Consider the following 10,593-nt stretch of genomic DNA (forward strand, 5'->3'; position numbering starts at 1 on the left):
CGCCATACGGCGGGGGCTCTCGCATGTCAGGCGTCGCTCACTTCTTGTTGCGGCGCTGGTGACGGGTCTTGCGAAGCAGCTTGCGATGCTTCTTCTTGGACATGCGCTTGCGTCGCTTCTTGACGACAGAACCCATAGGTAGCCTCTGTTCTGCAGGACGAGCCTGCGGTGTGATGCTGCGGATCTCAGATGCGCGGCCGGTCAGCGTGCGGGGCAGGCTGAGCAGTCTCCCGGGCCGACGCCCGGCCGACGCCACGGTCGACGATCCACTCTACACCGTCCCACCGCCTCACTCACCGTGCGCGAGTGCGAGATCGCTCGCAGCCTGCCGTGCCTGGTGCAGCGTCTCGTCGACCGGCTCGACGACGAGATCCTGCGCGGTCCCCCGCACCCGGGCAGTGAGCAGGCGCCGCGCCCGACGACGGTGCCAGGCGCCGCTCATCGCGGCGATGGCGGAGCCTGCGACGCCCAGCAGGATCCCCGCCGCGATCGCGAGGACCAGCATCACCGTGGGCAGCGGGATCGGGATCCACAGCTCCTCGACCATCGGCATCGGCGGCGGGGGCACCCCGAGGAAGGCGAGCGCGGCGTTCAGGCCCAGCCAGCCGAGGCCCACCACGCCTATCAGCAGCGCGAGCCACTGCAGCACGTCCAGCACCCGCCACCACCAGGAGGTCTCCCCCGCGCGGAGGTCCGCCTCCGCGACCGCCTGGTCCAGGGCGTCCGGGAGCGCCTCCTCCTCGGAGCGGGCCGCGGCGCGGACGGCGGCGCGCCAGGGATCGCTGCCGCCGGCCGAGGCGTCGTCGGCGAATCGGCGCACGCCCCCGGAGGCGCGCGCGGAGGCCGCGGCGTCCGGGGCGGGCAGGGAGGTGCGCTCGAGGCCCTCCCCGTCGCGACCTCGGCCGATGCCGAGCCGGGCCAGGGGATCCGCGCGGACGGAGCGGATCCAGCGCAGCGGCGGCCAGCCGACGCGGCGCGCCGCCCGATGGCGGTAGGAGCCGCCGACGGCGCGGGCGACGGGCTCGACCCGGGCGGCGAGGGAGAGGTCCCGGGCGAGGGTGTCGATCGCGGCGGGGCTCGAGCGCTCGGCCATGCCGCCGGGATCCGCGGCCTCGCGCAGCCGTGCGGCGGCTCCGCGCACGTCGGCCCGATGCCGCTCGACCACGGCCTCGCGGCTGCGGGCGATGCCGAGCAGGTGCTCGCGCAGCTCCTCGATCCCCTCCCCGGTCTCGGCGGAGGCGGCGAGGACGGGCGCGCTCTCGAGCCCGTCGGCGCGGGCGATCGCGGCGAGGGAGGCGAGCACGCCCTCGCGCTCGGCCTCGCGGAGCCGGTCCACCTGGTTCAGGACCAGCACGGTGACGGCGTCGTGGCCGGCGAAGGGACGCACGAACTCGTGGTGCAGCAGCGCGTCGGCGTACTTCTGCGGGTCGGTGACCCACACGATCACGTCGACCATCCCGGTCATGCGCTCGGCGATGTCGCGGTGGGCGGATTCGACCGAGTCGAGGTCCGGCAGGTCCAGCAGCACGACGCCGGGAGTCCCGGCCTCGGTGCGGCGGGCACGACGGCCGCGGGCAGGCTCGTTGGCCGCCCGGGCCAGCGCCGTGCCCTCGTCGAGGGCGTGGCGCTCCTCGACCTCGAGCCAGTCCAGCAGCGCCTCGCTGCCCGCGTCGCCGAGCACGGCGGCGAGCGGCGCGGAGGTGGTGGGGCGGCGCACCGCCGCGCGGGCCACGTCCTTGCCGATCAGGGCGTTCAGCAGGGAGGACTTCCCGGAGCCGGTCGCGCCGAACAGTCCGATCACGGTGTGCTCGGCGGAGAGGGCGCGGCGGCGGTCGATCCTCTCCAGCAGCTCGGTCGTCCCGGTCAGGGCCTCGCCGGGGGCGATCCCGTCGAGCGCGGCGAGCGCCCGGTCCAGGGCGTCGAGCCGCTCGTGCAGCGGGGTGGTGCGGGGGCGGCGGAGGCTCATCGGGTCTCCTCCCGGATGTCGCGGGCGAGGGCGGCGAGCGCCTCGGCGTCGGCCTCGAGCTCCTCCGCGGCGTCGTCGTCGCCGAGCGCGTCGAGCCGGTCGAGGAAGGGGGCGGAGCGCTCGGCGACCAGGGCGTCGAGCCGGCCGGTGAGGGACTCCCGGGCGGCCTTCGCCATGCGCCTGACCGCCTCGTCGCCGAAGATCGCCTCGAGCAGCCGCTGACCGACGACGGCGGTCGCGGCCCCGGCGCCGACCTCGAGGCCGGTGGGGATGAAGGCGGTGGAGGCGAAGACGACGACCATCAGCGCGACGCCGACGACGTTCACGCCGAGAGAGAGCACCCGCGCCTTCGTGCGGCGGTCGGCGCCCTCGGCACGGACCAGCTCGAGCACGTCGCCCTGCCAGGCGCGCACCGCGGCGCGGACCTGCTCGGGGTAGTCCTCGTCGATCCGGGTGAGGTCCTGGCCCTCGGCGAGGGAGCGTCCGGCGGCGCTCGCGCGCCAGGCGGCGTCGGCCCGCTCGGCGCCGCGCGCCGTCTCGTCGACGACGACGTGGACGAGTCCGCTGCCGAGCGCCTGCTCGGCCTCGACCGCGGGGGCGGGGCGGCCCGAGAGCACCTGGCCGAGGCGGTCCCGGGCGCGGGTCACGAAGGTCTCCACGCCGCGGAAGAACTCGCCGGTCCCCACCACGTCCTGCCAGCGGGCGAGCACCTCGCCGCGCAGCAGGGAGCCGTCGCCGAGTGCGGCGTCGATCCGCTCCCGGGAGCCGGAGAACGCGGCCACGGCCTCCTCGCGCAGCCGCCGGCGCTCGTCGTCCTGGAGCGCGGCGTGCTCGGCGATGTCGTGGGCGGAGGCGGCGAGGCCGTCGACGGCGCCGGCGAGGGTGCGCCGGGCGATGCGGCGCCGTCCCTCCCCGTCGGCCGCGAGCGCGGTGAAGTGCGCGGCGAGCTCGGCGATCACCTCGGGCGGGAGCATGCCGTCGTCGTCGATCGTGCTCTCGGGGACCAGGAAGAGTCGGTCCACCTCGACGCCCTGCCGCTCGAGCATGGAGGTGAGGTCGGCGGCGAGCTCCTCGGCCACGCCGTCGCGGTCCGGGATGCGGTTCATGACCACGTCGACGGTCACGTCACGCTCGGCGGCGGTGCGCAGCACCTCCCAGGGCACGGCGTCGGCGTAGCGGTTGGCGGTGGTGACGAAGAGCCACAGGTCCGCGGCGCGCAGCAGCTGCCGGGCGAGCTCGCGATTGCCCTTCGCGACCGAGTCGATGTCCGGGGCGTCCAGCAGCGCGAGGCCCTGCGGGATCCGCTCCTCGGCGTGGAGGGCCAGCGAGGTCGCGGGGTCGACGTCACCGGTGGTGTCCTGCGCCCCGGGGGCCTCGGCGTCGGCGGCGCCGGGGCTCGTGCCCCCGTGGACGCGGGCGAGGCCGGGGAGGATGCGGGTGCCGGTGAACCAGGGCTCGTCGGCCGGGTGGTGGAGGAGCACGGGCCGGCGCGTGGTGGGGCGGATCGCGCCGGAGCGGCTGACGGGCGCGCCGACCAGGGCGTTGACGAGCGTGGACTTGCCGGCGCCGGTGGAGCCGCCGATCACGACCAGCAGCGGCGCGTCGAGGGAGGCCAGGCGGGGGGTGACGTGGTCGGCGAGCTGGGAGAGGGCGGCGCGGGCCTCGGTGCGGGCGGCCTCGGCGCCCTCGACGGGCAGCGGCAGCGTGAGCGTGCGCAGGTGCTCCGCGAAGGTGTCGAGCACCTGGGTGGTCCGATCGGTCATGGCTCCCCCGGAATGGTCGGGTGCGGGCCCCGGGCACGGGGCACCTGGACGTCATTGTGGCAGGTCGCCGGGAGTGTAGTCCCTGAATCGCGGGTCGTCCCGGCGAGGACCGGCCGATGGATCGGCCGGCCCGTCCCGGAACCGCTCAGTCCAGGAAGGGGTCCAGTCCCCACTCCGGGAAGGCGCCGCGGCGCGCCGCCTGGACCGCCCGGTCGAGCGGGTCCTCGGGGTCGAAGCCGTGCTCCCAGTCGCGCACGGCCAGGGGGCGGTCGTCGCCGAAGCGCCGCACCGACGGCTCCGGGGAGAGGCCGTGCTCGGCGCGGGCGAGCTCGGCCGCCGCGAGGAACTCCTGCGGCAGCGGGGCGGCCGGGTCGATCGGCTCGCCCGTCGCGACCGCGAGCAGGTGGGTCCAGGAGCGCGGGACCACGTCGATCACCGCGTACCCGCCGCCGCCGAGTGCGAGCCAGCGCCCGCCGCACACCTCGTCGGCCAGCTCCTTCATCAGCATCATCACCTCGCGCTGCGCCTCGAGGGTGACGGAGAAGTCCGCCAGCGGGTCGCTGCGGTGGGTGTCGGCGCCGTGCTGGGTGACCAGCAGCGTGGGCTTCACCGCCCGGACCAGGGCGGGGACGGTCGCACGGATCGCCCGCACCCAGCCGTCGGCGGTGGTGCGGGGCGGGAGCGGGACGTTGATCGCGGTGCCCTGCGCGGAGGGTCCGCCGGTGTCCTGGACGAAGCCGGTGCCGGGGAAGAGCCTCTCGCCCGTCTCGTGGATCGAGAGGGTCACGGCGCGCGGCTCGTCCCACAGGGCGCGCTCGACGCCGTCGCCGTGGTGGACGTCGACGTCGACGTACATCACCCGCTCCTCGCCCCCGTCCAGAGCCCGGCGCACGGCGAGGGCGGCGTCGTTGTAGACGCAGAAGCCGGAGGCGCTGCCGGGCTTGGCGTGATGCATTCCGCCGGCGAGGTTGACCGCGCTGCGCACGTGGCCGGAGAGGATTGCGTCGACCGCGGCGAGGGAGCCGCCGGCGATGCGGGCGGAGGCGGAGTGCATGCCGGGGAAGGGCGGGACGTCGTCCCCGCCGATGCCGAAGGAGATCAGCTCGTCGAGGTCCTCGGCGCTCAGCCCCTCGAAGCCGGGCGAGGACCGCCTGACTGCCTGCACCAGGGCGGGTTCGTGGACGGCGTGGATCTCCTCGTCGCTCGCGACGGGGGCGGGCAGGGTCCGCACGCACTCGCGGTCCAGCACCCCGGCCGCGCCTGCGAGGATCCGGGTGAGCGTGAGGCGGATCGGGGCCATCGGGTGGTAGGGCCCGAAGTCGTACTCGCACAGGGCGTCGTCCCAGACGATCCCGACGCCGTCGGGGACGGGGACCTGGACAGGAGCGGGCACGTCGGCGGGCATGAGGTGAGCGTACCGAGGATCGCGAGGGACGGGTGTTCGCCCGGGACGGGTCTAGACTGCCGCGGACGCGACCGCCGGTCGCCACGAGCACGAGGGATGCGATGACCGAACGGGGAACCCGGCCCACCCGCCGGCGGCTGTCCGGCCCTGCCCCGCGCGCCCGCCGGCAGGGTCTGCGCGACCACGCCAGGTCGCTGTCCAAGGCGACCCCGGCCCGGATCGCGCTGGGTGTGTTCACCCTGCTGATCGGCGTGTTCACGGCGCTCCTCTCGCTGCCGATCGCGACGCGCGACGGTCAGGGCACCGACCTCATCGACGCACTGTTCACCGCCGTCTCCGCGATCTGCGTGACCGGGCTCGTCACCGTCGACACCGGCACCCACTGGTCGACCTTCGGGCTGACCGTGATCATGGTCGCGGTGAAGCTCGGCGGCCTGGGGCTGATGACCGTCGCCTCCCTGCTGAGCATCTCGGTGATGCACCGGCTCGGTCTCGCCCAGCGGGTGATCACCGCGCAGGAGACCCGCGCCGAGCGGCTCGCCGAGGTGGGCGGGGTGCTGCGGGTCATCCTCATCACCTCCACCGCCTTCGAGATCGCGACCTTCGTGGCCCTGACCCCGTACATGTTCGTCACCGAGCACGGGGTCGGGGAGTCGCTGTTCCTGGGTCTGTTCTATGCGATCAGCGCCTTCAACAACGCGGGCTTCGTGCCCGAGGCCGCGGGCACCGCGCAGTACCTCGGCGATCCGTTCTTCTCCATCCCGATCGGTCTCGCCGTGCTGGTCGGCTCCCTCGGCTTCCCCGTGATCCTGGTGGTGGTGCGGAAGCTGCGCACCCCGCGGAGGTGGAGCGTCCACGCGAAGCTGACCCTCACCACGACGGCGCTGCTGCTGGTGGTCGGGTTCGGCGGCTATCTCGCGATGGAGTGGTCCAACCCCGCCACCCTGGGCAACCAGGACGTGGGCACGAAGGTGCTCGCCGCCGGGTTCGCCGCGATCATGCCGCGATCAGGCGGCTTCGCGACGCTGGACGTGGGCCAGCTGACCACCGAGTCGCGCCTGCTGACGGACCTGCTGATGTTCATCGGCGGCGGCTCCGGCTCCACCGCGGGCGGCATCCGCGTGACCACCTTCGCGCTGCTGATGCTGTCGATCTGGGCGGAGATCCGGGGCAACCCCGACGTCGAGGTGTTCGGCCGGCGCATCCCCCACGACACGATCCGCCAGGCCATCGGGGTGCTCGTCATGAGCGCCACGATCGTGTTCGCGGCGACCTTCGTGCTGCTGCGGATGACCCCGTACTCGCTGGACCAGGTGCTCTTCGAGTCGCTGTCCGCCTTCGGCACCGTGGGGCTGTCCACCGGGATCACCCCGTCGCTGCCCACCGAGGCGAAGGCCGTCCTCGCGCTGTGCATGTACGTGGGACGACTCGGGCCGATGACCCTGGGCGCCGCCCTCGCCGTCCGCTCCCGGGTGCGGATGATCCAGTACCCCGAGGAGCGGCCGATCGTGGGCTGAGCCCCGACGGGGACCGGCCTAGACTGAGCCGGCCCCGACCCGATCCCCGACCGCGCCCGACCTGAAGGAGCCGACATGTCCCGCACCGCCCGCGACGAGGGCGTCCTCGTGATCGGCCTGGGCCGCTTCGGCGCCGCGATCGCCCTGACCCTCGAGAAGCTCGGCACGCAGGTGCTCGCGATCGACACCGATCCGGACCTCGTCCAGAAGTACTCCGGCCAGCTCACCCACGTGGTGCGGGCCGATGCGACCCAGTCCGAGGTGCTCGAGCAGGTCGGTGCCGGCGACTTCCGCATCGCGGTGGTGGGCGTGGGCACCTCGATCGAGTCCAGCGTGCTGATCGCGACGAACCTCGTGGACCTCGGCAAGCCCGTGATCTGGGCGAAGGCGATCTCGCCCGCCCACGGCCGGATCCTGCAGCGCATCGGCGCCCACCACGTCGTCTATCCCGAGGCCGATGCCGGCAAGCGGGTCGCGCACCTGGTCAACGGCCGCCTCATGGACTTCATCGAGTTCGACGACGACTTCGCGATCGTGAAGATGCGCCCGCCGCGCGAGGTGCAGGGCATGACCCTCGCCGACTCCGACATCCGCAAGCGCTTCGGCGTGACCGTGGTGGGCGTGAAGTCACCGGGCAAGGACTTCACCTATGCGGTGCCGGAGACGGTGGTCGCCGCGCACGACCTGCTGATCGTCTCCGGCCGCACGGGCCAGATCGAGAAGTTCTCCCAGCGCGCCTGAGCGCCGCGGGCACCATGCGCGCCGACCAGGGCGAGCACCGGCTCTCCCGGGCCTGGGCCTGTGCTTCCGGGGCCGGAACGGCCGTGGCAGGTCCGCTCCGGGCCTGGCGTGGCGGGGTGTGGTCAGGTGCCGGCGCGTGGCGGGGTGTGGTCAGGTACCGGCGCGTGGCGTACCTCTATGCCTATATCGGCGTAGCGGTACGCCACGCGCCATCACCTGACCATCTGACGGTGTCGCGGCCGGAGGGGCAAGGGTCACCCTCCCCGCTGATCTCCTACCGCTCGCAAGCTCGCAGCACGTCGATCAGCCCTTGCTCATCGCTCGGGAGGAGTCGGCCGCGGCGGCCATGGCGGCGGCGACGCCGGCGCGCACGCCCTCCCGTTCGAGGGCGGCCAGGCCCTGCACGGTGGTGCCGCCGGGGCTGGAGACCGCGTTCTTCGCGACGGCCGGGTGGGTGCCGCTCTCGGTGAGCATGGTCGCGGCGCCGCGCACCGTCTGCTGCACGAGGGAGGCGGCGAGGTTGCGCTTCAGCCCGAGCCGCACGGCCTCGTCGGTCATCGCCTCGATGATCGTGAAGACGAAGGCGGGCATCGAACCGGCGGTGCCGATGAAGGCGTGCACCTGCTCCTCGGTGATGTCCACGGCCACGCCGGCGCTCGAGAACAGGGCGTGCAGCAGCGCATGCTGCTCGTCGGAGACGGCGTCGCCGCGCATGAGGCCCACGGCCCCCTCCCCCACCGAGATGGGGGTGTTCGGCATGGCACGGGCGACGGCGGTGCCCGACGGGAGCGCGTCCTGGATCTTCGCGAGGGTGGTGCCGGCGGCGAGGGAGAGCACCACGGCGCCGCCGGGGAGGTCGTCCCGCAGCTCGGCGACGAGGTCGAGGATCTGGTAGGGCTTCACGCCGAGGACGACGACGTCGGCGCCCTCGATCGCCTCGGCGCGGGAGGCGGCGGCGGTCGCGCCGAGCTCCTCCGCGGCGCGCTCGCTGCTGGCCGGGCTCGAGTTCGCGATCCGCAGGTTCTCGGGGCGCACCCCGGCGTCGAGCATGGTGCGGCCGACGGGCCCGCCCATGTTCCCGGCCCCGATCAGGGCGACGTGGACGGCGGAGAGGTCGATGCTGTCGGTGCTCGTGTCAGTCATGCCGCCAGGGTACGGCGCAGGCGTCGCGCCGCGGGGGCCGTCCCGGCGGGCGCCCTCGGGCCTACGACGCGCTGGCGGCGAGGCGGGACTCGACGAGGACGAGCAGCTGCACGGCCGCCACGCCGACGAGGGCGAGCAACAGCATCAGCGGCCAGTCCGCGCCCGGGACCTGCAGGGCGCCCGAGGCGTCCTGCCACGGCCAGAGGCTGCGCAGGGCGCCGATCATGACTCCTGCGAGCACCACCATGGTGCCGCGGTGGTGACGGGTCAGCAGGATCCGCATGAGTTTCACGATGACGACGAGCCCCACGAGCGCCCACAGCCCGAACCAGGCGATGTAGCCGAGGTCCCGCTGGTCCACGGCCTGCAGGGTGGGCTGGTAGAGGCCGACGCTCAGCAGCAGGAAGGACCCCGAGACGCCGGGCAGCACGAGCGCGCACACGGCGATCGCGGCGGCGGGGGCGACCACCCACGGGCTCGGCTCGAGGGAGGTCGAGGGCAGGGAGGTCAGCAGCAGCCCGCCGACCGCGCCGAGGGCGAACAGGCCGAGCTCCGCTCCGCGCCACGCCCCGCCGGAGAGCCGCACGGGCACCAGCACGGAGCCGGCGACGAGGCCGAGGAACAGGGCGCGCATCGTCTCGGGGTGGCTCTCGACGAGACCTGCGACGGGCCCGGCGACGGTGAGGACGGCGGCTGCCACGCCGACCAGCAGCGGGAGCACGAGCAGCCAGTTCACGCCTCGCAGCTGCTCACGCGCTCCGACGACGCGATCCGGCCCGGTCACGAGTCGACGAACGGCGGCGGTGATCCGGTGACCCGCCTCGATCAGCTCGTCGTAGATCCCGGTGACCAGCGCGACGGTGCCGCCGCTGACGCCGGGCACGGTCTCGACCACCCCGATCAGCGCGCCGCGCAGGAGGTTCCCGAGCGGATTGCGGTGGCGCGGGAGGGCGGTGTCGGCGGGCGCGGCGGCGGGGGCGGTGTCCGTCATGCAGCCAGCCTACGGAGCCGGGCGCCCGGTCCCGGCACTGGACGGAGCGGCGAGTGACCGACCCCGCGCCCGGTCACGGGAAGCGGTCGCCGGGACGGTCCGGGGCGAGCCGTGGCCCGCGCCCCGCCCGGTCAGCGGCCGCGGCCCCAGTGCGGGGGCACGTCGCCGCTGAGGCGGGCGTCGTTGGACTCGTCGGCCCCGGGCTCGGGGGCGTCCTCGGCGAGGCGGTCCGGGAGCACCTTCGGCTCCTCGCCGCGGGAAGCGGCGGGCGCGGCCGCGTCCTGCGCCTCCCAGTCGATCGGCTTGCCTGTCACGGAGGAGACGACGACCCGGCGGACGGGCCTCGCCGCTCTCCCGCGGGCCGACGCTTCCCCGTCGGCCGCGGAGCCGGTGCTCACTGCCGCTCCTGGTAGCGGCGGATCGCGCTGGAGACGGAGACGTCCAGCAGCACGGAACGCTGCTCGAAGCCGAGGAAGCTGCGCACCTCGGTGGCCAGGTGCTCCTCGAGCCGGGCGCGGCCGTCGGAGCAGATGTACTCCACCACCGCGTCGAAGTCGTCGCTGGAGTAGAAGCTCAGCGGGTGACCGGCGGGGATCTGCGGGCGGGGCAGACGATGGCGGATCGTGCCGACGCCGGAGGGCGAGTCGGAGCTCTCCTCCTCCTGGACCAGGCGCAGCGCCCGGTCCAGGGCGCGACGGATCCGCTCGGCCTCCCCGTCGGGGTCGATGAACAGGGCCCAGGACCACACGCGCTCGGTCGCCCAGCCGGCGGCCTCGAGACGCTCGGCCCGCAGCCGGTCGCGCTCGCGCTGGCTGGGGGTGTCGACGTAGTGGGCGCCGTCGGTGTCCACGGCCAGCAGGAGTCGGCCGGGCATGTCCGGATGGCCGAGCGCGAGCTCGATCCGGTCCGAGGACAGGCCGAAGTCCCGCTCGACCAGCAGGCCGAGCCGGCGCAGGCGGTCGGCGAGGTCCTGGACGAGCGCGTCGGTCTCGAGCTCGCGCGGGGCTCGCTCGGCCTCCGGCTCGGGCCGCGCGGCGGCGGGCTCGTCGGTGTCGGACGGCGCCTCG

At 74.4% G+C, this 10,593-nt stretch carries 9 protein-coding genes and 1 pseudogene; 2 read left to right on the forward strand and 8 right to left on the reverse strand.

All coding sequences use genetic code 11. The annotated features are described in order from the left end of the window. Positions 1 to 37: 37 nt before the first annotated feature. From HMPREF3159_RS16715 to HMPREF3159_RS09675, 4 genes are all read right to left on the reverse strand, one after another. The gene (locus HMPREF3159_RS16715; protein WP_019174583.1) at positions 38 to 136 is read right to left on the reverse strand and encodes a 30S ribosomal protein bS22; all 99 of its coding nucleotides are present in this window, start codon (positions 134 to 136) and stop codon (positions 38 to 40) included. Between the two features lie 153 nt (positions 137 to 289). Next, the gene (locus HMPREF3159_RS09665) at positions 290 to 1,966 is read right to left on the reverse strand and encodes a dynamin family protein (RefSeq protein ID WP_070500841.1); all 1,677 of its coding nucleotides are present in this window, start codon (positions 1,964 to 1,966) and stop codon (positions 290 to 292) included. Next, the gene (locus HMPREF3159_RS09670; RefSeq protein ID WP_070500842.1) at positions 1,963 to 3,729 is read right to left on the reverse strand and encodes a dynamin family protein; all 1,767 of its coding nucleotides are present in this window, start codon (positions 3,727 to 3,729) and stop codon (positions 1,963 to 1,965) included. The genes HMPREF3159_RS09665 and HMPREF3159_RS09670 overlap by 4 nt, the downstream gene beginning before the upstream one ends. Before the next feature lie 145 nt (positions 3,730 to 3,874). Further along, positions 3,875 to 5,134 (reverse strand): acetoin utilization protein AcuC, encoded by a 1,260-nt coding sequence (locus HMPREF3159_RS09675; protein WP_070500843.1) that lies wholly within the window; start codon positions 5,132 to 5,134, stop codon positions 3,875 to 3,877. A 101-nt stretch (positions 5,135 to 5,235) separates the two neighbouring features. Here HMPREF3159_RS09675 and HMPREF3159_RS09680 point away from each other — a divergent pair, with 101 nt between their 5' ends. Both HMPREF3159_RS09680 and HMPREF3159_RS09685 read left to right on the forward strand, forming a co-directional pair. Continuing rightward, the gene (locus tag HMPREF3159_RS09680) at positions 5,236 to 6,651 is read left to right on the forward strand and encodes a TrkH family potassium uptake protein (RefSeq protein ID WP_141748166.1); all 1,416 of its coding nucleotides are present in this window, start codon (positions 5,236 to 5,238) and stop codon (positions 6,649 to 6,651) included. 75 nt (positions 6,652 to 6,726) lie between these two features. Continuing rightward, positions 6,727 to 7,392 carry a potassium channel family protein gene (locus HMPREF3159_RS09685; protein ID WP_070500844.1) on the forward strand — a complete coding sequence of 222 codons (666 nt, stop codon included), beginning with the start codon at positions 6,727 to 6,729 and terminating at the stop codon, positions 7,390 to 7,392. A 303-nt stretch (positions 7,393 to 7,695) separates the two neighbouring features. On the opposite strand, the gene proC is transcribed toward HMPREF3159_RS09685, so the two are convergent. The 4 genes and pseudogenes from proC to HMPREF3159_RS09705 form a co-directional block, all read right to left on the reverse strand. Then, complete coding sequence (gene proC / locus HMPREF3159_RS09690; RefSeq protein WP_070500845.1) at positions 7,696 to 8,535, reverse strand: pyrroline-5-carboxylate reductase; 840 nt, start codon at positions 8,533 to 8,535, stop codon at positions 7,696 to 7,698. A 61-nt stretch (positions 8,536 to 8,596) separates the two neighbouring features. Then, positions 8,597 to 9,526: a DUF368 domain-containing protein gene (locus HMPREF3159_RS09695; protein ID WP_070500846.1), complete on the reverse strand. Its 930-nt coding sequence runs from the start codon at positions 9,524 to 9,526 to the stop codon at positions 8,597 to 8,599. Between the two features lie 131 nt (positions 9,527 to 9,657). Continuing rightward, on the reverse strand, positions 9,658 to 9,924 hold the full coding sequence (locus HMPREF3159_RS09700; RefSeq protein ID WP_070500847.1) for a hypothetical protein: 267 nt from the start codon (positions 9,922 to 9,924) through the stop codon (positions 9,658 to 9,660). Further along, positions 9,921 to 10,593 (reverse strand): annotated as a pseudogene (locus HMPREF3159_RS09705) (hypothetical protein); the annotation flags it as partial. The pseudogene HMPREF3159_RS09705 and the gene HMPREF3159_RS09700, both read right to left, overlap by 4 nt.

This window comes from Brachybacterium sp. HMSC06H03, assembly GCF_001807385.1.
In the GTDB taxonomy this organism is placed as follows: domain Bacteria; phylum Actinomycetota; class Actinomycetes; order Actinomycetales; family Dermabacteraceae; genus Brachybacterium; species Brachybacterium conglomeratum.